Below are 25,510 nucleotides of genomic sequence, written 5' to 3' on the forward strand. Positions count from 1 at the left end.
CGGGAGCCGGGGGACCGACGCCCGGTACCGGAACCGTCCGCCTCCGGAGGAAGTCCAGAAGATCCGCGTTGAAGGTCTCCTTGTCGCCCGGCACGAGCGCGATGCCGTGCGAGCCGCCCTCGTAGACCTTCAGCTCCGCTTCGGCGATGAGTTCCGCGGCCTTGCGGCCGGTCGCGTCGATCGGTACGACCTGGTCGTCGTCGTGGGCGATGAGGTACACGCTGCTCCGCGATCCCGTGAGGTGTTGGACGACCGGAACGCCGTCACAGCTCACGGTCGAGCGTGAACCCCATCGCTGACACGCTCGAGGCCGGACTCCACAAGCGAGGGACCGCTGTCGTCGACCCCCGTGCCCAGCGCTTTCTCCACACGGCCGCCCAACTTCTACTCTCCCCCACCGACGAGACCACCGGCGGCAAGCACGTCAGCATCCGCCTCTCCGGCCCCCCGCGCCCCGGAGTCCAGCGACAACTCGTGGCCTGCCCGCGTCAGCTTCCTAATCGACCCTGCCGGTAGTACCGGTGAGCGAATCGATGGCGTCGACGAGCCGGGGGACGTCCGTCAGGTCGGGAAGGACGAGGTCGGCCCCAGCATCCTCCAAGGCGCGGGCGGTGGTCGTGCCGGAGGCCACCGCGATCACGGGTGCGCCACCTTCCCGTCCCGTGCGTACGTCTTCGAGCGAGTCCCCGATGATCACGGTGCTGCCGCGGTCGAAACGCTGACCGGTCACCGCCTCCGCACGTCTCTGGGCAACGGCAACCAGGGCAGGCCGGTGGGCATCGTCCGATGAGTAACCGCCGATGTCGGGGGCGACGTACTGGGTGAGGTCGAATGCATCGAGCTTCACCCGGGCGCTGGCCTTGAGATTGCCCGTGACGACGGTGGGCAGGAATCGCGGATCACGGTGCACGGCGTCGAGTGCAGCGACGGCGCCCGGCATGAGGGTGCCTTCACCACGCAGAGCGTCGGTGCGGCGGCGCAGGCTGTCCGGCAGAAGCGTGACCATGCGCGGGAGGTACGTGGCGACGTCGTCTTCGGCGACGCCGTTGGCCAGGAGCAGGCCACGGATGGCGAGCGGCATCGTCATACCGGTTCCGCGCTCGGGGAGGTTGACGGCCTCTCGCCCCGTCACCTGCTTGAAGGTCTCGCGGTAGACCTGTCGGTCGATGTTCCCGACGTACAGCAGGGTCCGGTCGATGTCCCACAGCACGAGGACCTGTTCGCTCATCTCACGTCACCTCTCCGCTTTCCGTCCGGGTCGTGGCCGCGATCGCGTCCCTGAGATCTTGAGCGTACGGGGGCGGGGTCGGCATCGAGTTCGGCCGCCAGGGTTCGAGCGCCTTTGCGCGTTGAAGCCGCTGGTCTGACGGCCGCAGAAGGAAGCTGCGGCCGCGCTGTGCGAACGCCTGCGGCACAGGCTCGAAGTCGCGATGGAAGCACCATCGGACGGAGCGCCCCGGGTATCTGCACGACGGTGCCGATCATGCGCTTGGTGCCGAAGCTGTGCACCATCTGGTTCGACAAGAAGAAGTCGGCATGAGGAGATCGGGGCTGAGCCAGGGGCCGAGCGCGTGGCGGTGCCTCACCGGTGGGGTGAGGCGCCGACGCATGTTCCGCCCTCTGCCGTGCGCCAATTGGTCTTGACAAGCTGCTCAGGGACCCGGCCTGGAAGCCCTTCCCGATCTCCTGATGGTGCGTCACTGGCGATCGATATGATGCCCTGCAGACGCACGCGATTCGGGGGAACTATGGGTCTGGCGAACGAAAAGATCATCTGTCAGGTGGAGGACCTACTGGCCGGCCGGGTCGTCGTCCCTTCCATCCAGCGTGACTTCGTGTGGATGCGTCCCGATGTTCGTGACCTCTTCGACTCCCTCTACCGAGGGTATCCAGTGGGCGCCCTGCTGCTGTGGAAGACCAATTTGACGGTCCCCTTCAAGACCGCCGCCGTGGTCCAGACCGCCGAGTCGCAGCATCAGCCTCTCTATCTGTTGGACGGCCAGCAGCGTCTGACCTCCCTGGCATGGGTGTATCGACCAGATTCGAAAGCCGACGGACGCCTCATCGACCTGCGTTTCGACGTACGGACCGAGGAGTTCGTCAATCCCAGCGCGATCCAGCGCAAGGACCCGCTGCTCTTTCCCGTCTCGCTGCTGTTGCAGGAGAACGTGCAGTTCTACCAAGTCCTTCGCGACGCCGGACTATCCCTCGAAGACCCCAGTTTCGCCGCGTGGACGCAGCGGTTGCAAAAGGTGAACAACATCCGGAGCCACCAGATCGCCGTCATCACCTATGAGTCCGATGACTACGAGGAGGTGGCTGAGCTCTTCGCTCGACTGAACAAGGGCGGACGGCGGCTGTCCAAGGGTGATCTCGTGTATAGCGCCATCGCAGCACGATGGTCCGACGGCCTGGAAACCATGGACGCCTTTCACCAGGAACTGGAGGACAGCAACTTCGCGCTGAACAGGGAGGCTGTTCTGCGCCTCATGAGCCTTCTTGCGGGAACCGGAGCGCATCACATCAAGCTGATCGGCGGGGAGGTGGACGAAGCCGCGCTGAAGGACGCCTGGCAGGCCACCGAGGCAGCTCTTCGTCTCGCCATCGACTTCTTGCGGTCGGAGTGCTCGATTCCCCGCTCCGATATCCTCTCGTCACCGAACCTCGCCATCGTGCCCGCCCTCTTGCTGCACGGACGATCCGGTCATTTGCGCCCGGGTGAGGCTCAATTGCTGCGCCGATGGGTTTACACGGCGATGGCGTTCAGCCACTACTCGCTACAGGTCGAAGGCAAGCTGGATGCGGAAGCCCGGTTGATCCGCGAGCGTGGCGGCGAGGAACTGTTCGTGGAACTGATCCGCCGGGCCTCCGGCCCCCGCTCCGCAGACAGCCCGCTTCACCCCAGGGACATGGAGCAGAAGTACTCCACGCATCCGTTCTTCAGGCTGCTCTACATCGCCGCCCTACAGGCAAGAGTGCGAGACTGGGCGACCAACATCGCCATCACCGACCAGCCGCTGAGCACCGGAGCAAAGATCGAATTCCACCATGTCTTCCCGCGCGCCCAGGTCCAGACGATCTACGCGAAGGAAGAGTGGAACAGCCTTGCCAACCTGGCGTTCATCGCCGGCCAGACGAACAAGATGATCTCGTCCAGGCTGCCTGACTCCTACATGACGGGCATCGCCGGTGAGCGGCTGGCTGAACAGTGGATCCCCGAGGACACGGAGCTGCGAACCCTCGACCGTTTCCCCGACTTCCTGGCGGCACGCAGATGCTTGCTTGCCAACACCCTCAACGAACTGCTGGGGCTTCCCGCCTATGCCGGGCAGGTCACCCGTCGGGAAACCGATGAACTGCCCGCTGACGAGGCGGTGATCGCAGAGGACCAGGCTGCTCCCACGCTCGTCGGAGCGGAGATTCAGAAACTCCGCACGGAACAAGGCATCGAGATCCACGCGTCCTACGAAGGCCAACGTACCCAGGCCTACTATGACCCCTCCTCTCGCAGCGTGACGATCCCCTCGGGCCCCGGCCGAGGCGAGCACGAATCACCCAGTGGGGCGGCAGTGGCGGTGGTGAGGGCGCGCAACCCGCAGGTCAATCCGAACCGCAACGGATGGTCGTTCTGGACGGTCACCGCGACGGGCAACCTGCTGCAGAGCATTCGCTAACGGAGTGCCGGTGCGGGGCTCCGGCTACGTTGCCCGCGCTTGTGAGGCCCCTTGCCGTCAACTGGTGCCAGGCGTGGGCGCATCCGTCAGCGCAGATCCGCTGGAGGTTGATGATCTTTGTCAGCTGCCCGGCCAACTACCCACGCGTGATCAGCACCGCCGGGGTATGCGTCGGCCGGACACCGGCGAGCCGCACACTCCCGGGTCCGTCATCCACGGTCAGCCGGGAACACGCGCACGCACACACGTCGGCTGGATCTCACCCCGAAGACGGCATCGGAGTTCAGGCACTCCGCTCCAGCCAAAGCTCAGCCCTTACCCCGCTCCGTCCACTCGTCCCCCACCCCCTCCGCCGTCCGCTCCCGCAGATCGACCCGCCGGATCTTGCCGGAGATGGTCTTGGGGAGTTCCTCCGTGAACTCGATGCGTCGGATGCGCTTGTAGGGGGCCAGCACCGACCGGGTGTACTCGAAGATCGCCTCCGACGTCTCCTCGCCCGGCTCCCAGCCCTTCGCCAGCACGACGTACGCCTTGGGGACGGCGAGCCGCAGCGCGTCCGGCGCGGGCACGACCGCAGCCTCCACCACCGCCTCGTGTTCAAGGAGCACGCTCTCCAGCTCGAAGGGCGAGATCTTGTAGTCGGAGGCCTTGAAGACGTCGTCGCTCCGACCCACGTAGGTGAGGTACCCGTCGGCGTCGCGGGAGCCGATGTCGCCGGTGCGGTAGTAGCCGCCGGCCATGGCCTCGGCTGTGCGCTCCGGGTCGCCGTGGTAGCCGACCATCAGGCCGACCGGGTTCGCCGCGAGGTCGAGGGAGATCTCGCCCTCCTGCGCTCCCGGCTCTCCGGTCACCGGGTCGAGGAGTTCGACGGCGAAGCCCGGCGTGGGCCGTCCCATCGAGCCCACCTTCAGCTTCTGGCCCGGCGAGTTGGCGACCTGCACGGCGGTCTCGGTCTGCCCGAAGCCGTCCCTGATGGTGACGCCCCAGTCGCGCCGCACCTGGTCGATGACCTCAGGGTTCAGCGGCTCCCCCGCCGCGACGACCTCGCGCGGAGGTGTCCGCAGCTGGGTCAGATCGGCCTGGATGAGCATGCGCCACACCGTCGGCGGCGCGCAGAACGACGTCACCCCGGCCCGGTCCATCTCGGCCATCAACCGACTCGCGTCGAAGCGCGTGTAGTTGTGGATGAAGACGGTCGCCTCCGCGTTCCACGGGGCGAAGAGGTTGGACCACGCGTGCTTGGCCCAGCCCGGAGAGGAGATGTTCAGGTGGACGTCGCCGGGCTTGAGGCCGATCCAGTACATCGTCGCCAAGTGGCCCACCGGATAGGACACATGAGTGTGCTCGACCAGCTTCGGGCGGGCCGTCGTGCCCGAGGTGAAGTAGAGCATCAGGGCGTCGTCCGCGCGGGTGACGCCGTCCGGCTCGAAGGCATCAGAGGCGTCGGCGGCAGCCTCGTACGAGATCCAGCCGGACTGGCTCCCGCCCACCACGATGCGGGTGTAGTCGCCGGGTACGGCGTCGAACTTCGCCGTGTCCTCGGGGCGTACGACCACATGGCGTGCGCGCCCGCGCCGGATCCGGTCGCGCAGGTCGACGGGGCCGAGAAGCGGGGTCGACGGGATGACGACCGCGCGCAGCTTCATCGCGGCGAGGGCGATCTCCCACAGCTCGACCTGGTTGCCGAGCATCACGACGACGCGGTCACCGGCGCGCACCCCCTGGGCACGGAGCCAGTTGGCGACCTGGTCGGAGCGGGTGGACAGATGTGCGAAGGAGAAGCGGGTGGTGGGCCCGTCCTCCTCGACGATGTGCAGCGCGGTCCTGTCGTTGCCGCGGGCGATGACGTCGAACCAGTCGAGCGCCCAGTTGAACCGCTCGGGCCGCGGCCAGGCGAACCCCTCGTAGGCTGCGGCGTAGTCCTCACGATGCCGCAGCAGGAAGTCCCGAGCCGTCCGGAACTGGTCCGTGCCACTGGTGCCCGTCGTCGTCATTGCGCTCTCCTCGTCGCCGGTCCGGTGCCCGGCGCCTCTGCCGGGCTCTTCGCCGGGGTCATTGCCGGACGCTACGTAACATCGTGTAATTCGTGATGCGGGTATCACCACCCCCGTACGGGGGTGTCCCGAAGGGAATATCCCGAAGTGGAAGGACTGACACGTGACGGCTGACGGAGGCGAGGCGGTCGAGATGCGGGCCGCGCTGCTGCGGCTGCGTCGCGGCACGGGTCTTCCGGTGGCCTTCGGGGGCCTCGTCGAAGGGCAGCGGCACGTGAGGATCGGCGAGCTGACGGGCACCGGCACGCGTGCGCTTTCCGGGCTCGCGGTGTCGTCAGGGAACGGTCTGGGCGGCAAGGCGGTCGCGCTCTCGCGCCCCTGCGCGGTCACGGATTACCACGTCTCGCGACACATCAGCCATGAGTACGACTCCGCCGTGGCCGCGGAGGGCCTGCGCTCGGTGCTCGCGGTGCCGGTGGTGGTACGGCGACGGGTGCGAGGCGTGCTCTACGGGGCCCTGCGCTCGGCCCAGCCTCTGGGCGACAAGACGCTCTCGGCCGCGGTGGCGGCGGCGCGGGACGTGGAGCAGGCCCTTGTCGTACGTGACGAGGTGCGGGCGCTCCTGGTGGCGGCGCGGGAGCCGCAGGCGGGGGCCGGGCCCGCCTGGGAGCAGGTCCGCGAGGCGCACGGCGCGCTGCGGGAGCTGGCACCGCGGATCGTCGATCCGGCGCTGCGGGCGGAGATCCTGGCGGTGTGCGGCCGGTTGGCCTCGGCGGGCACGCTGCCGCCGGGACGGGAGCGTGCGGTGTCCCTCGCCCCGCGCGAGGTGGACGTACTCGCGTGCGTGGCCGGGGGCGTGACGAACGCGGTGGCGGCGGAGCGGCTCGGGCTGCGCCCGGAGACGGTGAAGGGGTATCTGCGGGCGGCGATGCGGAAGTTGGGGGCGCATACGAGGCTGGAGGCGGTGGTGGCGGCGCGGAGGGCGGGGCTGCTGCCGTAACGCCTCCCACGCCGTTCAGCGCTCGATGACCGTGCCGAAGCGGATGTCGTACGTGGTGGTGGCGGCCGGGCTCATCGGGCCGCGCAACAGCCGCTCGGCCTCGTCGGTCAGTTCGTGGCGCTGCGCCTTGGTCAGGGCGCCGAACGGCTCGAAGGTGAGGACGACGGAGTCCTTGCCACCCCTTACTTCCTTGCCACCTTTGCCCCCCTTGGCTTCTCCCCCGCCCTCCTCGACCCGCCACACACCCGCGAGGAAGCCGTCGACCAGGAAGACGCTGTAGGAGAAGTTCCCTTTCCAGGTACGGCCCTTGTACTCGGGCGGCACGACCCGGCTGCGGTCGGCGTGCGAAAGCAGGAGGTTGTCGTACTCCGGAAGGAGACGTGCCGGAGCCGGGGTGTCCGCGTCGGGGCGGGACGCGTCGGGGAGGTCGAAGAGTTCGACGCCGCTGTTCTCGTCACGGAACGTACGCAGCTGGGGCCGCAGTCGCTCGAAGACCTCCCGCAGCCGCGTCAGGCCCGCCCAGGTCTGCATGTCCTTGACGGACGCGGGCCCGAAGGCGGCGAGGTAGCGCAGAACGGTGGCGTCGGGCGCGGGCACCGGCTCGCTCGGGCGGCCGAGCCAGTGCTCGGCGGTGGTGAGCACGACCTGTCCGCTGCGGCGCCACAGACCACGCGGGGTGACCTGGACCAGCGGCAGCGAGCAGCGTGCGGCGACGGCGAGTGACTGGGGGTCGGCGTCGGGCCAGCGGGGCAGCAGGACCTCCCGCAGCTGTTTCATGGTCCTGGGCTCCTCCTCGACGGCGGCGCGGGCGAGCGAGGCGAGCTCCTCCAGATCGACGCCGACAAGACCCTTGCGGAAGGCGTGCAGTTCACGGTCGCGCGCGCCCTGCACCAGCGGGCGCAGGGTGAGGGCGTCGTCGGCGGTGTGCAGGTGGATGGTGGAGCGCATGCTGACGATGCGTACGAGGTCGCGCGCGGCCAGCAGCCCGGACAGATCCTCCGGGTCGAACCCTTCGAGCCGGGCGGCGAGCGCGAAGTAGGGCGGCTTCACGTTCTGCGCCTGGAGGCCGAGGAGGTGGGTGACGGCGGCCTCGACGGAGAGGCCGGCCGAGCGGCGCAGGAGGAGTTGACGGTCGAGGGTGGCGCGGTTGAGGGCGCGGGTGCCGAGTACGGGGGCGGTGAGCTTCTGGCCACCCGCCGCCCTCGGCGTGCCCGGCGTGCCCGGCGTACTCATCTGCGTGCCCGTCGTCCCCGGCGTCTTCGTCATGCTTCGCACGCTAGCGAGGCTTGCGGACATCCACGGTCCGCAAGCGCACCGAGATGTCGACACGCTCGCGACTTTTGGGACGTATATCCTGCTTCGGAGCTAACCAAGACACACGTTCGACCTCGGAGGCAGCCAGCATGGCGGAGCGCCGGATCCGGCCCGTACCGGGCGCAAAGAGGCACGGCTGGCGGCGCACGGACCCGGCCAGGACCGCTTCGGCCTCGGGAAACGGGAACTCCGGAAACCCCGACGCCGCCCCGCCCGCGTCCTCCTCCCCCACCCCGGCGGACGCCGTGAGCGTCGTACAGGCCGCGCTCTACCGGGACGGGGTCCGCGTCGCGACGCCTTCCTCCCTGGCCGACACCTTCCGGGAGCTGCGCGAGCAGCAGGACGGCATGGCATGGATCGGCCTGGCGCGCCCCACGGAGGCCGAACTCCTTTCGCTGGCCGCCGAGTTCGACCTGCACGAGCTCGCCGTGGAGGACGCGATGGAGGCCCACCAGAGGCCGAAGCTCGAACGCTACGGGGAGACCCTCTTCGTCGTCCTGCGCGCGGCCCGCTACCTGGATGCCCAGGAGGAGGTCGACTTCGGGGAGCTGCACGTGTTCGTGGGACCCGACTTCGTCATCACGGTGCGCCACGGCGCCGCCCCGGACCTGACCGCCGTACGCCGCCGCATGGAGGAGAGCCCGGAGCTGCTCAAGCTCGGCCCGGAGGCGGTCCTCTACGCGATCCTGGACGCGGTGGTCGACGGATACGCCCCTGTCGTGGCCGGCGTCCAGAACGACATCGACGAGATCGAGACCGAGGTCTTCGGCGGCGACCCGGCGGTATCGCGCCGCATCTACGAACTCTCCCGCGAGATGGTCGAGTTCCAGCGCGCGACCCGCCCCCTCGTGGCCATGCTGCACTCCCTGATGGCGGGCTTCGCGAAGTACCGCACCGACGAGGAACTCCAGCGTTACCTGCGTGACGTGGCCGACCACGTCACGCACACCAGCGAACGCGTAGACGGCTTCCGCCAGGCCCTCGCCGACATCCTCACGGTCAACTCCACGCTCGTCACACAGCAGCAGAACGCGGAGATGCGGGCGCTGGCGGAGGCGGGGTTCGAGCAGAACGAGGAGATCAAGAAGATCTCCTCTTGGGCGGCGATTCTGTTCGCTCCCACGCTGGTGGGAACGATTTACGGCATGAACTTCGAGACGATGCCCGAGCTCAAGTGGGCGGCCGGGTATCCGTTCGCGATCCTGCTGATGGCGGCGGTGTGCGTGAGTCTGTACTTCATCTTCAAGCGGCGGGACTGGCTGTAGAGTGCAAGCCACTCAGGCCATTGAAGTTCGCAGTAGCGAAATGCTCTTGGGGTCTGTTTCGGCGGCCTGGGGAGAATCTGGGGAGAATGCGCCGCACTGCGGAGCGGTCGTCGCGCTGCGTCCGCGCTCGGCGTCTACTGCACGGCCATGCTCCTTCTGCTCTGCCGTACGAACCGTGGTTCGCAGGCAGTGTTTCTCCTGAACTCGGTCAACAGGTGCAGCCAGCCTGGAGTTACCGAGTCCGCGGGAAGGAATTAGCGTTCGCCTTCCAAAGCCGTGTTGAGACCTGGAGCGTCAGCTCGGGAAAGGCTGTCAATGATGTCTAGACAGCGGGTACGCATACTGGGTGGGCTCTGTCGGTACAGGCGCAGGACTGCTGTGACCACGTAATGCCCGTGAGCTGCGTGGCTGGTCCGGATGTCGGACAGGCTGCTGCCCGCCTGCCAGATGATGTGCTCGCAAGCGTCCAACGCCGTCTGCGGCAATGGGCCGGTCGGATCGTGGAGCGCGAAGGCAAGCTGCCCGAGGTTGTCTGGGAACGCCTGGCTGGTGAGGAAGGTCTGCACGAGCTCCTCGGTTTGGGAGGGAAGCAAATCGAAAGCGTGCCTCATTACGACGGAGGCGTTGTTGCGGACATCTTCGTCGGAGTCGTTGAACAGGGGCAGCAGACGCGGGTAGTGCTCGGGGTTGCGGGCGAGGACTGCGGCAGCACCACGCCGGGCGATGGTGTTCAGTTGCTGTGCGGTGACGGGCAGGTCCGCCGTGAGGTTGCCTTGGAGGGCCGCCACGGCCCAAGTCTGACCTGCGAGTTCCGCGGCCTGTCGAGGACCGTTGAGCGCCTGGGCGAGGTGGGGAGCGAATCGGGCGGGGTCGCGGGCCAAAGCGTGGATGAGCAACCGCTGGGTGGTCTGTGCGTTGTGGACGTTGAGGTCCTGATGTGTCATCAGCTGGCTGGCTGTCTCCAGGGCAGCTTGCGGATCGTGGTTCATCAGGGCGCGTACGGCCTCGGCGGCGCAGACACGGACGGCGATTACGGGGTCGGTCGCCAGCCGGAGGATGAGCGGTCTGAGCGCGGACAGGTGCTGAGCATCGTGGAAGAGGAGGGCTGCGTAGGTGAGGGCGGCTTGGCCACGGGTGGAATTGAGGCCAGCCGTCAGCAGATCAGTGCGTGTGCCTTCGTCGTCTAGCTCGCAGGTCTCCCCCTCGGGTTGGGCGGCCGTCGTGTAGGTCGCGAGCATGGGAAGCAGGGCAGGCGTGTAGTGGTCCGGGGCCGACTGCAAGGCTCGGCAGAGCGTGAAGGCAGCTTCTTGGCCGAGGTTCCGGTGAGCATGGAGGACCAGCCGCTCCCATTGGTCAGTGTCCAGGTGGGTTGCGACTGCGTCCACGATCGCGCACAGATACGCTCCGGGCTCGTCGGGGCCGAGAGTGAGACCGAAAGCAGCGAAGCGGGCAGGCTCCTGTTGTGCGCGTGAGCCGAGTGTGCCGGCAAGCTCGTGTACACCGCCCTGGGGCGGCCAGAATCGATCGGGCTGGGGGCAAGCGTATTTGTCGAGGGCCCGGTGCCATTGGTCATCCGTCATGTGCTGCGCTGCGTGGTCGCTGATCGGAGAGGCGACCCATTCGGTGAGGATCTCGGAAGGCGGGGATGGGCTGAATCCGGGGAACTTCCGTTCCAGCTCAGCGAGCCTCCGTCGAACCTTGTCACTGTGGCGCGGAGAGCAGACCGCTGACAGTAGCTCGTACTGGGCCAAACCCCACCGGTTGGGCTGGCCCTTCTCCCTCCGGAGCTCCCGTGGGGGGTAGTGGGCAAGCAGCATGGCTGTCAGACGGTCGAGTGCGCCGGCGCTGCAGTGGGGTGTGGCGGCCTCGATGAGTTCACGGGATGCCCAACGGGGGCTGTCCACCCAGCCCAGGCTGAGGTTCCGTTCGTTGCCACACAACCAAGTGATCGCCTCGTCAGCTGCGCCATAGGCGGTGAGAAGGCGGCAGGTGAGGAAGCGTGAGATCTCCGTCGTGGAGTCGCTCAGCATCCGAAGGATGCTGACGGCCGAGGCCGGGTCGGCGGCAGGCAATGCGCGCAATGCGGTGTCGAGGGCGGAGAGCAGCTCAGCATCGACGCTGCTGCCGCCCAAGCGGCGATATCCCCAAGCTCTGTCCGGCTGCCCGTCAGGGACACTGCCGGATTCGGCGATGCCAATGACGAACGGCAGGACGTGGTCCACGTACGCCTTGGGTGCGCCGCCGGCGATCTTGGACAGAACGGTGGAGGCGGTCTGCGAATGATTCGACAGGTACGGACCGGCGAACGGATCGTCGAGGCCGTCGTCGTGTGCTCGGTTCAGTTGCCGATCGAGGTAGGCGCCGACGAGTCGGGCTGATGGAGCGGGATCCGTTTCGGCGAGGGTGTAGAGCAGGGACCAGAAGTCACTGTTGACTGCGATGCGGCTACGAACCTCATCGACGTGACCGCTATGGATCAATTCGACAGCCAAGTCCACGAGCCCAGGAGTGAGTGCCCACTCCGTCAGCGCCAGCAGGCGCTGACGCCACTGGGGCGTGGTGCCGATGTGAGGACGTACCAGTTCTGCGGCTCTCTGCGGCCTGTCCCGTGCCGCAACTAGCAGTTCGGCAAACGCGGCATCGACGGTCGCGGAGGCGCCCAGCCAGCGTTCCCACCTGCCGTCGTGGTCGGCGGCATCGAACCAGGCGGGCCGCGCCAGCAGGCGACGTACCTTAGTGGCTGCCGGAGTCGGACCCCAGGCGATGGGTTCAACGGCGTGCCAGTCCGCAAGAGTGGCGTCAAGCTGCCCGAGGACGGCCGTGATCACATCGTGCAGGTGGGAGCGGATCCTGGTGGAGTCGAGCAGCCGCACTGTGGTGCTACGGAACCGGTCACGGTCTGTCCCGGCGAGGTGCTCGAGGATCTGACGGGTCTGGGCTCTCCTGAACAGGTGCTGTCCGGAATCCGCCAGGAAGTCGTGGACGTCCTTTCCGGTGGTTAGGAAAGACCGGGCGAAGAGATAGTCGAAGTAGGTCTCGTGGAAAAATCCGGTGGCCTCTTCGTCGCCCACCAGGAGACCGTGTGACTCCAAGGCCCGGACCTCCTTGCTGGCGAACCCGTCAAGGAGGGCGCAGGGTGCCTGCAGGCTCTCACGCTCACTCATGAAGGCACACAGGGTTCCCGTGATCCCCTTCCAGTCGAGACTTCCGAGCTGCAGCTCAATGCGCTCTCGCAGGTCCTTGGTGTACCGGTCGTAGAGCTGCTGCAGCGTCCGGTAGGGCACTGCTCGAGCTGCAGGTGAGAGGCTGCCGAAGACGGCAAGGTGCAAGGGGGTACGCAGCAGCTCCAGCGTCACGGGGCCCAGACGCTCAGGATCATTCCCACCAGCAGCGAGGACGGTCCGCACCGCCTCCTCGGCCAGTTTCCCAACGGGAAATCTCGACACTCGGGCAGTGTCGGCAGCCAGCCGTGTGAGCCTGCTGTCTTGGTCGATGTCGACGGTGCGAGCCACCAGGAGCACTTTGACGTTCGGCGTGACGGATAGTTGCTCGAGAAGGTCCTCTACAGCCTCGAAAGCGTCCGACATCCGACCGCTGTAGAGGCTCACGGCATCCAGTTGATCGATAAGGAGGAGCCCTGGCCCTCCGCTCGCGACTCCGGGCAGCAGAATCCCCGGCGAGTCCGGCAGATTCATTCTGGCACCGAGGCCACTTGCGGTCTGCACCGTCTGGTCCGCACCGTCCATGCGGACGGCAGCGACCGGCCATCCCTGCCCTGTAAGGCGCACCAGTACATCCGCAGCGACTGTCGACTTACCCGAGCCGGCCTGCCCCTCGCACAGCATGATCTGCGGACCACCGTCTGCCACCAGCCGGTCGTACAGCTGCTCAGCATGGGGGCGCGCAGCCAGTCCGAAAGCGGGCCTGCTGCGGTGCACACGTCGCAAGAACCTGTCGGCAGTGTTTGCCAAGGCGGTCAGGGTGTTGCTGTCTCCCGCCAGCAAACGGGGCCGGACTCCGTCCAGAGACAGCAGGTGACTACGGATCTCCGAACCCGTGAGCCACTGGTGCAGGCGGCTGTCCAGGTATCCACTCAGCTGTCTGACGATGGCTTCGGGCGCACCTACGAACAAATGCTCATAGGTGAGGTGGACCAGCCGTCGCAGGTTCTCCGGCGAATACTGCTCCACGTACACGGCCTGCAAATACCGCCAGGCAACTTCCCGAGCAACGGGCTTGCCGTTCACAGCCCAGCACCCGAGCACTGTTGCGAAGTGAGGCTCCTGAGCTTGGGTGAGGATCTCCTCGAACTCTGCGAGCGTGACAGCGGCCCTGGCGCGCTCGGCGAGTCCGTGCAGTTCGGGCGATCCAGTCGAGAGAACGAGGCGCACCTTCTTGCCGTCCGCAAGATGGCCGGCGACAGCCTTGAGGATCCTCCCCACCGCACGCAGATTCCACGGTCCTCTGGAAGGCACGTCCTTCACCTGATCGCACCAGGTGCTGTCATTGGCCTCGAGCTCAAACTCGATGCCCTCGCCAGCCTGCCCGGGAGGCTCAAGGCGAATCCGGGACGCTTCCCCACGCAGAAGTTCCGCCACTCTCAGCGCCGTCCACCAGTCCTCGTACCGGTTGCCAGCCTTGTCCGCTGTTCCGCCCGACAGTCCCATTGCGCATCACTTCTCCAGGGCACGGCAGCGGACTCCCAGCCCTCAGGGAGTCCACCGAGCAAACCTATCTGCGTCCGTCTATTCTCCTACGTGGCTCGGTACATCATGTCGCTGCTCAACTGGCATACGGCAACTGGTTGGCGGCAGGCTGCAATGACATCACCGCGCTTGAAGTGGAACCCTCGGCCGTCCTGGCTCCCACCGCCAAACCACCTCTGGCAGGCGCCGAATGCCGTCCAGGCAAGCACCCGCATCAATGCCCAGTCCCATGCACCAACGCTGCTCGACACCGCATACATCGTGTCTGTCCGGGCGTCGCCCACGTCCCGGCGCCCAAGGTCCCGCTCAGCTCCCCGCTCAGCAACGTCAACTACGACGGCCCCCTTCGGCCACCCACCTGCGGCCGGAGCCGCACAGCACAAACGGGTGGCACATCACGCACTGTGCCACCCGCCGTTCAGGCAGCAGCAGAGTCTTCAGGGACGTACACGGGTCGTCCCGGACCAAGCAGTGCGTCGACGGCCGCCCGCCCCTTCCCGCCGGCCTCCGGCATGAAGTGGGCGTAGTGGTCGAGGGTGATGGTCGGGCTGGAGTGGCCGAGCCAGCGGGCCAGGGTGACGACGGACTCGCCCGCTTCGAGGATCATCGAGGCGAAGGTGTGCCGGAGCACGTGGAAGCCGTCCTTGCGGGACGCCTGCCAGCGTTTGCCCTTCTCCCGCATGGGGATGACCCCGGCTGCGGCGAGGGCGGGCTTCCAGACCTCGTCGTTGAAGATGTTGGCCCGCAGCGCGTTCCCGTACGTCGTCGTCAGGACGAGCGGGAACGTCTGCTTCTCCCGCTCCGGCTCCGGGCCGCCCCACGGCAACTCGACCTCCACGGCCGGGTGCTGCAGGAAGTGCGCGGCCAGCTCGGCAGCGACGGAGCCGGGCATGTCCACGATGCGCGTCTTCCCGCCCTTGGGCAGGGTGAAGTACAAGCGACCGTTGAGCAGTTGGACCTGTCTGCGCACGCGGATGATCCCGCGCTGGGAGTCGACGTCCTCCGGTGAGAGGCCGAAGACCTCCCCCTGCCGCAGCCCGCAACCAAGGGCGACCACGACCGCGATGCGGTAGCGCGCTTTGATCGCGTCCCGCATGCGCTGCGCGGTCTCCAGCGGCCATGCCTCCCGCTGGTCCTCCGGCACCTTGGGCCAGCGCACCGACTTGGCGCGCATCGGGTTGCGTACGAGGCGCTTGTCGTCGATGGCCGTCTCGAAGATGTTCGAGAGGGTGGTCAGGATCTGGCGGGCGTAGCGCGGCGCGCACTCGCCTTCGAGCGTGGCGATGTAGCTGCGCAGGACGGTCGCGGAGACGTCCCTCAGGCCCACCGTGCCGAGGTGCGGAAGGATGTGGAGACGTACGCGCTCGTCGACGCGCTTGATCGTGGCCGGTGCGCCCCTCACGCCGTCCTTCCAGAAGCGGGTGACGTAGTCGGCCAGCGTGATGGAGCCGTCACGCGGGTCGACGAACTCGCCGCGCTCGCTGTCGGTCCCGGCCCTGCGCAGCCACGCCTTGGCGTCCTCCAGCATGTCGAACGACATGTTCCGGACGCCGGGGATTCCGGCGCCGCGGTACCGCGAGCCCTTCCCGTACCGAGCGGTGCGCTCCCGCTTGCCGCTGGTGGGGTCCTTCTTCTTGTTGATCCAACGGTCTTCGATGTAGCCGGCCAAGTACGTCCTCAGGATCGGGGGTGGGAGTGCCGTTGACGCTGGGACGTCAGGCCGTGGCCGAGTAGTCGGCGCGGCGCTGCGGGGCCGCGCTCACGGGATCCAGGGCCGGATTTGAGCGCGAGTCGGCCTGCTCCTGCTCGCGTATCCAGGCATCGAGCGCATCGAGCCGGTACGTCACACGCCCACGGGCGCCCAGCCGGAAACTCGGCGGCCCCTGCCGGCGGTGCCGCCAGACGTAGAGCGTGCGAGGCGAAAGGCCGAGGTAGGCAGCCGCTTCCCGCACGCCAAGAAATGCGCGGTCGACGGCGGAGGAATCCGAGAGGGCGGACGAATGGACGGAGGAATGCGAGGCGACTTCAGGCAAGAGGGATCCTTCAATAGGGGACAGGATGAGGAATGGCTTGTCGCGGCGACTGCAACTGTGCGTCGCCACAGGTTTTCCCGGAGGCCCTCTGTTTCCACTCGCCGGAGATCCTGCTGCGCAAGGATTCACGGAGAACTTGGAGACGGTGGTCTCGCTGGGAGGTTCAATGATGCGGAGAATCGCCGGTTTGGGTAACCGGCGATCGTCGGCTATGTTGCGCCCGCGCTGACCGACTCCAGGGGCTCGGCGGGACCGCCGAGGAGCGCGCAGGGGGAGACACCGAGGGCGACGGCGATGGCGACGAGATCGTCGATGTCGCAGCGTCGGACCCTGCGTTCGATGCGAGAGAGCGCGGTGAAGGTCATGCGCCGGCCCTGAGCGGTGACGCGAGTGGCGAGCTGACGCTGGGAGTAGCCACGGGCGGTGCGGGTGCGCACGAGGGCGCGGGCGGCGGCCTGTCCCGCGGATCCTATTTGAAGAGGATGTGGGGGCATGGTTGTGTTGTAGCTTCCTCTCGCCCCTTTACGGAAGCGCTATTCGTCTGCCGTGAGCGATGCGCCGATCGACAGATTTCGGCAACCGGGGTTCCGGGGCTACGGTATTGGCCCCGCACGGAAGTAGTACAGAGTTTGTGAACCAACTCTGGACTTTCGCGCCCTGGGTGTGGCTGTGTTGTCCACGCCCCAGCACAACCCTCCCCCGCTTTCGAATTCCCTGACCCGATTTACGACGAAGGTGGTCGAACGACATCGCCCGAATCCGCACCATCAAGCCCGAGGCGTTCGCGTCCGAATCCTTGGCAGCCGTCACCCTCTCCGCCGAGCGGACCTTCTTCGGCCTGCTCACCCAGGCCGACGACCACGGCCGGTATCGCGACCAGGCCGCCGTCATAGCCGGCCTGCTGTGGTCCCTGCGCCCCGAGCACGGGCCCATGGGCGTCGAGGACGACCTCAACCAGCTCGACACCGCCGGCCTGATCTGCCGGTACGAGGGCGTGGACGGGAAGCGGTACCTGCACGTCGTCACCTTCGCCCGGCACCAGAAGGTCAACCGGCCCAGCGGCGTCCGACATCCCGATTGCCCGCACCACGATCTCGGCCTGACGCGTGAGTCCGCACCGCCTACGCGCGGAGCCCTCACCGAGCCCTCCGCGCAGGCTCTCGGAGGAGGTAAGGAAGGCTCCGTGAGCCACCAAGGCGCAGGTCAGAACGGGTTCCTTGAGCCCTCACCACGAACGCGGAAGCAAGCGGTGAGCACTCACGGTCCGGATCTAGGACCTAGGAACAGGGATCTAGGATCTACTCCGTTGGGGGACGCAAGCGCCCACGCACCCGAGACCGTCTCGGCCAAGACCCTCATAGGCGAGTACGCCGCCGCCTGCCCCAATCGGCCTCCCAGCAGCTTCCTGGGGCATCTCGGCAAACAGACCGCCCAGTTGCTCGCCGATGGCATCGACGCGGCGCACGTGCGCGCCGGGCTTGAGCGGCTGCGTTCCAAGGGCCTGCACCCCAGCGTGCTGCCGAGCCTGGTCAACGAGGCCATGAACCCGCCCACGGCGAGCGCCACGTCCGCAGGGCACCGGCCGTGGACCAACCCGATCGACGCACAGTCCGCGTACGGGGGTGAGCTGTGAGCACGAAGACATCTGCCCGCGAGCCACGCCAACTGGGCGGCGCCGTGGCCAAGCTGGAGGCGATCCTGGCCTCCCGCGACATCGACCTCACCGCCGTGGTCGACGCCACGCCATCGCCGGAACCTGTGACCGCTCTGGAGCTGGCCGCCGCCCGCATCCCGCGCCGCTACCGCGACGCCCTGGCCGACCACCCCGACGTATCGCCCTGGGTCGAGGAGATCGCGGCTGCCGGACGACCGGGGCCGGGCGGCGCACCGGGCATCGCCTACGGGCCCTCGCTGCTGATCGCGGGGCCGACCGGCACCGGCAAGACCTATCAGGCGTACGGCGCCATCCGCTCACTGCTCGGCGCCGGAGTCCGGCTGCGCTGGGAGGCCATCACCACCGCCGAACTGCACGCCACCCTGCGGCCACGCCAGGGCCACGACGGCGAACGCCGCTTCCAGGAACTGGCCCGCAGCCCGCTGCTGCTGCTCGACGACCTCGGCGCCGCCAAGGCATCGGAGTGGACCGAGGAGCTGGCCTACCGGCTCATCGACCACCGGTACGTCCACGAGCTGCCCACCCTCATCACCACCAACGTCCCCATCGCCGACCTGCGGACCGCCGTAGGCGACCGCGTCGCCTCCCGCCTCGCCGAGATGACCCGCCGCGTCATCCTCGACGGCCCCGACCGCAGGCGCGGCATAAGCACCGGTACGCACGGGTGTTAACAGGCCCTTGCTCCCGGCGCCGCCTGAGCCGCCTCGTCGACAGCAACCTGGCCACCAGGTCGGCTGCGTCACCGGAGGGCCGAGGGCGGGCAGCAGACCCGCTTCTGCGCCTCCTCCCGCCGCCTGACCGCCGTCGGCTGAGCCCTGACCGGCCCGCGTGGAGCGATCACGCCCGCGTGTACGCCCCTCCGTGCCCCCTCACTCCCACCCCGCAAGTCACGCTTCCCCCTGGAGCCCTTCGCCTTGCACTCCCCTACCCCGAGCGCCCGGGCAGCCGTACACGGAAGCCGCAGCGTCCGCGCCGGCATCACCCTGCTCCCGCTCTCCCCCGGCCGCCGAGGACGAGACCCTCGCCAACGTGGTGATGCTGGCGATGCTCGCCGAGCACCCACGCCAGCTGAGGGCCCTGGCGTGAACCGCAAGGGACACATCACCCTTGTCATCGGCCTGGTGGCCGTCGTCCTCATGGCCTTCCGCGTCTCATGGAACGCGCTGTCCGACGTGGCCAGCGCCATCGGCGCAGACTCCACCGCCGCTCTGCTCTATCCGATCGTGGTCGACGGGCTGATGGCCCTCGCGCTCATCGCCACGCTCGTGCTGACCGGTCCCGGCCGGAAGTTCGCGCTGCGGGTCCTGGCGGCCTACGCGATCGCCAGCCTGCTGCTGAACTACGTGCACGGCCTCATTCCAGCCCTGCACACCACATCGATCCAGCAGGGCCGACTGACCGACTGGGACCCCGCGAACTGGGCCCTCGTCCTGCTGGCGACCTCGCTCCCGGTCGGGTCGATCTACTTCGGATCGGATCTCGTGGCGAAGGTGCTGCACCACACCCCCGAGTCGGCCGACCCAGCCGAAACGGCCTCCGCCCAGCCGGTTGGCCAGCAAGCTGACGAGTCAGCTGGTCGGCAAGCCAACGAGCAGGCTGCCCGGTCGGCATCTGACCAGGTTGAATCTGCCCCCGAGCAGCAGACTGAGTCGACCCCTCTGAAGGTCGCCGAGGCGCCCGTGACGAGGCCGACCGAGACCGACGAGTCGGCCCCCGCTTCCGCTACCCGACCGTCCCGGTCGGCTGCTGTAGCGGAGTCGACCGGAACCGTCCCGCGTCGGGCGACCGGTCGGCTCCCCGCCACCAGGTCGACCACCGACCGCACCCGCACCCGCACCCGCACCAACGCCGAAGTCCTCGACGAGGCCCGACTCCTGACCGCGGGCTGGAGCGAAGACCAGCTGACCGCCGAGCGTCTGCGCAACGAACTACGGATCGGCCAGAAGCGAGCCCGCGTCCTGCGTGACCAACTGCAGGCCGAGCGCCGCACCGGCCGGGCCGAGCCCGTCGCGTACTCCGGCTTCGCCGCCGAGTCTCTCGACGGACTCGACGAGGCCGCCTCCCAGCAACAGGGCGAACCCAACGCGCCTGGCGACGACGTCTGATTCCCCACGTTCACCTCATCCTCGCGGTCCACCCCGCGACCCTCGGAATGCAGCGCGGGACACCGAAGCCAGACGCAGCGAGGCCCTCAACACCATCACCCCACGGAGATCCGACCCATGCACGACCCGCACTACGAACCCCTAACGGCTAAGCAGCAGACGACCTCCACCCCCGTCACACGCGCAGCAAGGTATGCCGCTGGACCGTCCACGGGCCGGTCCAGCAGGGAAGCCTCCGCCCCAGGGGTAGCGGAGGCACTCGGGCACCAGGGGGTGCCCGAGGAGGAGAAGCAACACCCTGACGTCGAGCCCGTCGCCGTTGCCGTGCCCCTACCGCGCGCCGCCGAAGCAGCCGCTCTGCACCGAGTCGCCCAACGTCGCAAGCCCGACCCAGGCGGCCGGCGCAAGAAGCGCGTCGATGCCCGCTACAGCGTTGAAGAGAGGGCCGCCATCCGCGCCAAGGCCACGTCGCTGAACCTCAGCGGCGCCCACTACGTCGCCACCGTGACGCTGGCCCACGTCGAGGGGGATCTCACCGTGCCCGGCCAGCGCACCCAGCTGGACGACTACATCGACGAACTGAACGCCCTCCGCGAGCAGGTCGCCACCATCGGACGCAACGTCAACCAGATCGCCAAGAAGCTCAACTCCGGCGGCCATCCGCACCCTGGGGACAGTGTTCTCCTCGCCCAGACCGACCGGACCCTAGACGCGGTCGGTAAGGCGGTGGGCCACATCGCGGCCGCCGCGAACCAGGCCGTCAGCCACAAGGCGGCCCGATGATCGCGAAGATCACCGGCGGCCAGACCACCGCCGACCTCATCCGCTACCTGTACGACACGAAGAAGAAGGGCCACACCGACCCGCATCTGGTCGCCTCCTGGGACGGCTTCGCTCCGGACCCCGGCCGCGCGGACGACTTCGACGCCACGAAGAGGGCTCTCGTCGCCGACCTCGACCTGCACGTCAAACAGGCCGCGCGGCTCGGCAGGGCGCCCGAGAAGCACGTGTGGCACTGCTCGATCCGCGCCGCCGAAACCGACCGCCACCTCAGCGATGACGATTGGGCCGACATCGCCCGCCGCGTCGTCGCCGCCACCGGCATCGCCCCTGACGGCGACCCGGACGGTTGCCGCTGGGTCGCCGTCCGCCACGCCGACGACCACATCCACATCGCCGCCACCAAGGTCCGCGCCGATCTGCGCACCGCCCGGCACTGGAACGACTACCTCACCGCCGACCGCGAACTCGCAGCTATCGAAAAGGAGTACGACCTTTTCCAGGTCGTACGCGGGGATCGCACCGCCGCCAAGCGGCCCACCCGCGCCGAGCAGGAGAAGGCCAAGCGCGCCGGCCAAGCACGCACCGCCCGCGAACGACTGCGCACCACCGTGCGTACCGCCGTGGCCGCCGCCACCAGCACCGAGGAGTTCATAAGCCTCCTCCAGCACACCGACGGCGTCCTCGTCGACGTCAAGCACTTCCCTACCGGCGACGTACGCGGCTACACCGTTGCTCTCCAGGACGACACCAACGGCAAGCAGGAGCCCATCTGGTACTCCGGCTCAGCACTCGCCCCCGACCTGTCCCTCCCCAAGATCCGCCAGCGCATCGACGCCACCGAACGGCAGCCGAGCCCACGCAGGACCAACCCCTGGCACCAAGCAACCGCCGCCGCCGAACGCATCCCCCACCACCTCGACCGCGAGGATGACGGAGCCGCCCAGGCCCACCTGGCTGCCTTCGGTGAAACCCTCGACGTGCTCCCGCTCCTCGCGCCCCAGGGCGTACAGCCTCAGCTCCGTCAGGCAGCGGAAGCCTTCGAACGCGCCACCCGCTCCCGCATCCAGGCCGATCACCAGCACGCCCGTGCCCTGCGCGGCGCGGTACGGGCGATGGTCCACGAGCCCGCACCAAGGGACGGTGCCCTGCTGGCGATGCTGTTGGGCGCAGCGCTCCTCGTCGTCATGGCCGCCACTCGCTGGCACCAGCTCCACCAGCACGACCAGCAAGTGGTCGCCGCCCACCAGACCCTGCTGCACCTCCAGGCCGCCTACGAGCAGACCGCAGCCTCGCCGCTCACCGCACGCGCCCAGCGCCGGCCACCCCAGCGGGTCGTGGAGCGGCACATCCTGCTCATCCGGCAGTACGTACCCGAGCATGCGGAACAGGTACTGGAGGACCCGGCCTTCGACGCGCTCGCCGCCGTTCTCGCGGTCGCAGAGGAGGAAGGACACGATCCGAAGGAGCTCCTGCAGCTGGCTGCCGACCAGCGAGCGTTGGACGATGCTCGCCGCCCCGCGCGTGTTCTGACCTGGCGCGTCGAACGCCTCAGCGCCAGGCCGGTGCCGAGCGACCGCGCCCGTGCGGCGCAGGCCCGGAGCGCGGCACAGCGTCCGAGCATGCCGACACGACCGACACCGGCTGCCCCGGCCACTCAGGCACAGCCTCCGCAGACACGGCGACGCTAGCGACCGGCAGAGCCGCACTTGGGCGCTAGGCGGCTACGACTCCAGGTACAGCATCGGGTGGACCAGTTGTCACGATTCGACGCAACTGGTCCACCCACCCGATGGCTAAGTCCAGGTGCTGGGCCTGCAGTCCGGCATGAGGGTCCGGCTCGATCAGGAGGGTCGCCGCGCCACGGGCGGTGCGCGCGGCAGCCCAGTCATGGTCAAGGCTGGTGAAGTCGTCGTCGATCCAGATGGCGGGTGCGTCGCCCAGCCAGGTGTCGACGTAGTCGCGTTTCCAGAGGTAGCCATCGGGGTGGCTGGTCGTGATCTGTGGCCGCGGGAGGTCGACGTACGGCAGTGGCGGGAGGCCGAGAAGTGGGCCGATCAAGGTTGCAGCGTCTCGGCGCCAGCTGGTGCACCAGACCAGGTTGACCAGGCCGGTTCGAAACACGTCCATCAGTAGGGGGCCGTGTTCGGGGTTGAGCCAGACAGCGACGGGGTCGTCGGCACGTCGGCCGGCAGGGACGACGTCGTGTCGGACATGCGAGGCCGGGGTGGACCCGTCGTCCGCCGGGAACGGTATGAGGACGCCGTCGACGTCGAGGAGCAGGTAGGGCGTGGTGCGCATCGGTTCCTCCAGAGGGCTGGAGCAGAGGTCAGAGCTTGCGGGCAGTGATCAGCAAGGTCGCGGGCCAGCGGCCGAGGCGGGCGTCGTGGCACTCCTGGGCCGAGGTGACCCAGAGGCCCGCCCGGCGGAGGTGTGTCTCCCAGCGGCCCGCGTCGAAGTCCCAGCGCGCGACGGGTAGTCGAGTGCGGTCGGGGAGCATGACGTGGTCGCGGCGCGGCCGGTCCTCCTGTGACGGGTGGCGACCGCCGCGCTCGGGGTGAGGCACGGTGAAGGCCAGAGTGCGGCCGGGTTTCAGATGCTGGGCGATGGCCGGGAGCAGGAGCTCGGGAGCTACGAGGCCAATGGCGCCGAAGACCGAGTAGATGGCGTCGAACTGTTCGTCGCTTGCTTGCAGGTAGTGCAGGGCGTGGCCGGCGACGAAAGTGAGGTTGGCGAGTCGACCGTAGTGGGAGCGGGCTCGGCGGATTTGAAGGCCGACGAGGTCGAGGCCGGTGACGCGTGCTCCGTGCCGGGTGGCGAGGTGGGCGACGTTGTGGCCGGGGCCGCAGCCGAGTTCGAGCACCCGTTTCCCTCGGAGGTCGGGCCCGAGGATCTCGGCACCTGGACCGCTGCCGGGCCTGACGGTCCATTCCATGCGGGCCGGTACAGCAAGTGCTCGGGCGGGGCCCGCGGCGGTTCGCTGGAGTGCGTGTGCGTGCCAGGGGGATACCTGAGCGAGTGGCATCTAGACCTCCAGGAGCCGGAGGGCGTCTGTGAGGTGGCGGCGTACGACCTTGATGTACGTGGGGTCGGTGGCCGGGTCGTTGATCCACCGGATGGCCTGCTCCATGAACCACTCCACCGCCCACATGCGGTGCCATCCCAGCGCCCACTTCTCCGCAGCGAGACCGCCGCGCTCGGCGAGCGCATCAGGGGTGCCGCCCTCGGCGACGTAGGTCTCCAGGAATACGCGCAGGCGTACGGGGTCGGGCTCCTCAAGGGTGCCGTGCCAGCTGGCGAGGTCGAGCAGACCGGGGCCGGTGAAGGAACGGGCGAAGTCCAGCAGACGCCAGCCGCGTTGGCCGATGTGGAGGCTGGTGGGGTGGAACTCGGAATGCACCCAGCCGAACGGCGCCACCGTGGCCTCGGTCGAGCGTGCTTCGGCGGCCTGGACGAGCCGGTCGAGTGCCGCCTCAATGTCGTCCGCGTCCTGCCATCGCTCGGCTTTGCGGAGCCGGTCGAGGTGGTCCAGTGCCTGGCCGGGCAGGGAGCGCAGGGCCTCTTGATCCAGGATGGGCAGGGACGCTGCCCTACGAGTGGAGTGCAGGACAACGGCTGCGGCGGCACCGTCAAGGTCGTCGGCGTCGCGGATGGGGGCGCCGAGGTCTTCCAGCAGCATCCCGAGCCAGCCGTCCAGTACCGCGGAGGCGTGGATCTTCGGGACCGGGACGCCGAGGGTGTGCGCCAGGCGGAGGGCCTGGTCTTCGCTGTCGAAGGGCTTCTTGGCGTACTTGAAGATGGCGGTGGCCCCGTCGGAGAAGGTCAGGCGTTCGACGCCGGACATGGACCAGACGCGCACCTCTTCGCGCGCTACGGCGGAGGGGCGACCGGCAGCGGTCAGCACACTGGCCAAGAGATCGGCATTGAGCGACGCGTCCATGAAGGACTCCTGTGATTGAGGGCGTCCGGGGCGGGCGACGGTGCCGGCCCGCCCCGGAGCCGGGTGGGGCGCTGGCTATGCGGCGGGGGCTACGCGGTGGGCGTAGACCTGCTTGATCCATCCGGCCTTGAACTCGGCAAGGTCGTCGCGGAAGGTGGCCATCGAGGCACCGTAGGGTGCGACCACGCCGCCGGACTGGTCCGGCACGGACTGGCAGCCGTGCACGAGGCGTCCGCCGAGCGCGGCGTGGGCCTTGATGGACTCGATGCGGCGGTGCTCGTTGAACCAGCCGCCGTGGTAGACCTCGTCGAGCAGGCCGCCCATCTCATCGTTCAGGTCGAAGACGACGGAGGTGGCGGCGGGGAAGAACCAACACGGGCCCACGTTCGAGATGTGCCCGTCCAGCTCGACTTTGTTCAGTGCCATCAGGGTGGCGGCCTCACGCAGCATCCGCAGGTGGTCGGTGGTGATCCGCGGCAGGCCGAGGCTTGCGAGGTGTTCCTCGCGGAACAGGTAGGCGTACACCTCGTACGCGATGGCCAGCACCTGGGCCGCATCCGAAGTGGGCCAGCTGTGCTGCTTGATGAAGTCGAGCGCGAGCTGCTCGACCGCGCTCTCGGTCGTCTCGTCCACGTCCAGGAGCTGTGACTTGACCAGCTCCCAGTCGGCGACGAGCCAGGTGTGGGACTCGAAGCGGAAGAAGTACTCGGCCGGGCCGATGGTGATGCGCCGGCCGTCGACCTGGATGCCGGGCAGGCGGCTCCAGCGCGTGTCGAACGCCTCGGGCAACTCGACTGTGATGGTCGTGGTCTCGATGGTGGTCACCGTGTCTCCGTCTCTGAAGGGCCGGGAGCGGGCATAGGAATGCCCGGACCCCCTGCGGGTGTACGGAACTTCGGGAGCCGCCCGGACCAAGGGGGAGGCTGGATCACGGTCGGAACCTGAAACCGTGCCGGGCGGCTGCGATTAAGTGAACCGTTCGTCACGCAGCGTGGGTACGGTGAGAGCCAGGCAAAGCGGTATA

General features: G+C 68.2%; 19 protein-coding genes and 1 pseudogene. 8 read left to right on the plus strand and 12 right to left on the minus strand.

What is annotated here, in order from left to right; all coding sequences use genetic code 11:
* Positions 1-43 precede the first annotated feature (43 nt).
* Positions 44-214 (minus strand): annotated as a pseudogene (locus ACWFRJ_RS13620) (alpha/beta fold hydrolase); the annotation flags it as partial.
* A gap of 282 nt (positions 215-496) precedes the next feature.
* Positions 497-1,228: an HAD family hydrolase gene (locus ACWFRJ_RS13625; protein ID WP_453528629.1), complete on the minus strand. Its 732-nt coding sequence runs from the start codon at positions 1,226-1,228 to the stop codon at positions 497-499.
* A gap of 520 nt (positions 1,229-1,748) precedes the next feature.
* Between ACWFRJ_RS13625 and ACWFRJ_RS13630 the strand changes: the two genes are divergently transcribed.
* Positions 1,749-3,674 (plus strand): GmrSD restriction endonuclease domain-containing protein, encoded by a 1,926-nt coding sequence (locus ACWFRJ_RS13630; RefSeq protein ID WP_453528632.1) that lies wholly within the window; start codon positions 1,749-1,751, stop codon positions 3,672-3,674.
* A 308-nt stretch (positions 3,675-3,982) separates the two neighbouring features.
* Here ACWFRJ_RS13630 and ACWFRJ_RS13635 read toward each other — a convergent pair whose 3' ends face one another.
* Entirely contained in the window at positions 3,983-5,668 is a 1,686-nt protein-coding gene (locus ACWFRJ_RS13635; RefSeq protein WP_453528635.1) for an AMP-binding protein, read from the minus strand.
* Positions 5,669-5,861: 193 nt separating this feature from the next.
* Here ACWFRJ_RS13635 and ACWFRJ_RS13640 point away from each other — a divergent pair, with 193 nt between their 5' ends.
* Positions 5,862-6,668, plus strand: a complete 807-nt coding sequence (locus ACWFRJ_RS13640; protein ID WP_453529641.1) for a response regulator transcription factor — start codon at positions 5,862-5,864, stop codon at positions 6,666-6,668.
* Positions 6,669-6,683: 15 nt separating this feature from the next.
* On the opposite strand, the gene ACWFRJ_RS13645 is transcribed toward ACWFRJ_RS13640, so the two are convergent.
* On the minus strand, positions 6,684-7,901 hold the full coding sequence (locus ACWFRJ_RS13645; protein WP_453529644.1) for a winged helix DNA-binding domain-containing protein: 1,218 nt from the start codon (positions 7,899-7,901) through the stop codon (positions 6,684-6,686).
* Between the two features lie 170 nt (positions 7,902-8,071).
* Here ACWFRJ_RS13645 and ACWFRJ_RS13650 point away from each other — a divergent pair, with 170 nt between their 5' ends.
* Positions 8,072-9,247, plus strand: coding sequence for a magnesium and cobalt transport protein CorA (locus tag ACWFRJ_RS13650; RefSeq protein ID WP_453528638.1), 1,176 nt, complete (start codon positions 8,072-8,074; stop codon positions 9,245-9,247).
* A gap of 254 nt (positions 9,248-9,501) precedes the next feature.
* Here the strand turns inward: ACWFRJ_RS13650 and ACWFRJ_RS13655 are convergent, their stop codons facing one another.
* From ACWFRJ_RS13655 to ACWFRJ_RS13670, 4 genes are all read right to left on the minus strand, one after another.
* Entirely contained in the window at positions 9,502-13,914 is a 4,413-nt protein-coding gene (locus ACWFRJ_RS13655; protein WP_453528641.1) for a hypothetical protein, read from the minus strand.
* Positions 13,915-14,371: 457 nt separating this feature from the next.
* The gene (locus ACWFRJ_RS13660) at positions 14,372-15,622 is read right to left on the minus strand and encodes a tyrosine-type recombinase/integrase (protein ID WP_453528644.1); all 1,251 of its coding nucleotides are present in this window, start codon (positions 15,620-15,622) and stop codon (positions 14,372-14,374) included.
* A gap of 46 nt (positions 15,623-15,668) precedes the next feature.
* Positions 15,669-15,986 (minus strand): helix-turn-helix transcriptional regulator, encoded by a 318-nt coding sequence (locus tag ACWFRJ_RS13665; RefSeq protein ID WP_453528647.1) that lies wholly within the window; start codon positions 15,984-15,986, stop codon positions 15,669-15,671.
* A 209-nt stretch (positions 15,987-16,195) separates the two neighbouring features.
* Complete coding sequence (locus ACWFRJ_RS13670) at positions 16,196-16,480, minus strand: helix-turn-helix domain-containing protein (protein WP_453528650.1); 285 nt, start codon at positions 16,478-16,480, stop codon at positions 16,196-16,198.
* A gap of 254 nt (positions 16,481-16,734) precedes the next feature.
* Between ACWFRJ_RS13670 and ACWFRJ_RS13675 the strand changes: the two genes are divergently transcribed.
* The 5 genes from ACWFRJ_RS13675 to ACWFRJ_RS13695 all read left to right on the plus strand — a co-directional run bounded on the left by ACWFRJ_RS13675 (position 16,735) and on the right by ACWFRJ_RS13695 (position 22,237).
* Positions 16,735-17,619, plus strand: coding sequence for a hypothetical protein (locus ACWFRJ_RS13675; protein ID WP_453529647.1), 885 nt, complete (start codon positions 16,735-16,737; stop codon positions 17,617-17,619).
* Entirely contained in the window at positions 17,616-18,332 is a 717-nt protein-coding gene (locus ACWFRJ_RS13680; protein ID WP_453528653.1) for an ATP-binding protein, read from the plus strand. The genes ACWFRJ_RS13675 and ACWFRJ_RS13680 overlap by 4 nt, the downstream gene beginning before the upstream one ends.
* 411 nt (positions 18,333-18,743) lie before the next feature.
* Positions 18,744-19,766, plus strand: a complete 1,023-nt coding sequence (locus tag ACWFRJ_RS13685) for a DUF2637 domain-containing protein (protein ID WP_453528656.1) — start codon at positions 18,744-18,746, stop codon at positions 19,764-19,766.
* Between the two features lie 117 nt (positions 19,767-19,883).
* Complete coding sequence (locus ACWFRJ_RS13690; protein ID WP_453528659.1) at positions 19,884-20,549, plus strand: plasmid mobilization relaxosome protein MobC; 666 nt, start codon at positions 19,884-19,886, stop codon at positions 20,547-20,549.
* Positions 20,546-22,237, plus strand: a complete 1,692-nt coding sequence (locus ACWFRJ_RS13695; protein WP_453528662.1) for a relaxase/mobilization nuclease domain-containing protein — start codon at positions 20,546-20,548, stop codon at positions 22,235-22,237. The genes ACWFRJ_RS13690 and ACWFRJ_RS13695 overlap by 4 nt, the downstream gene beginning before the upstream one ends.
* A gap of 25 nt (positions 22,238-22,262) precedes the next feature.
* Here the strand turns inward: ACWFRJ_RS13695 and ACWFRJ_RS13700 are convergent, their stop codons facing one another.
* The 4 genes from ACWFRJ_RS13700 to ACWFRJ_RS13715 form a co-directional block, all read right to left on the minus strand.
* Entirely contained in the window at positions 22,263-22,847 is a 585-nt protein-coding gene (locus tag ACWFRJ_RS13700; RefSeq protein ID WP_453528665.1) for an HAD domain-containing protein, read from the minus strand.
* A gap of 28 nt (positions 22,848-22,875) precedes the next feature.
* A complete protein-coding gene (locus ACWFRJ_RS13705; protein WP_453528668.1) occupies positions 22,876-23,571 on the minus strand; it encodes a class I SAM-dependent methyltransferase in 696 nt (231 codons plus the stop codon).
* Entirely contained in the window at positions 23,572-24,486 is a 915-nt protein-coding gene (locus ACWFRJ_RS13710; protein ID WP_453528671.1) for an aminoglycoside phosphotransferase family protein, read from the minus strand. It lies immediately after the preceding gene.
* A 75-nt stretch (positions 24,487-24,561) separates the two neighbouring features.
* Positions 24,562-25,311, minus strand: a complete 750-nt coding sequence (locus tag ACWFRJ_RS13715; protein ID WP_453528674.1) for a hypothetical protein — start codon at positions 25,309-25,311, stop codon at positions 24,562-24,564.
* Positions 25,312-25,510: the final 199 nt, after the last annotated feature.

This window comes from Streptomyces sp. NPDC055239, assembly GCF_053606205.1.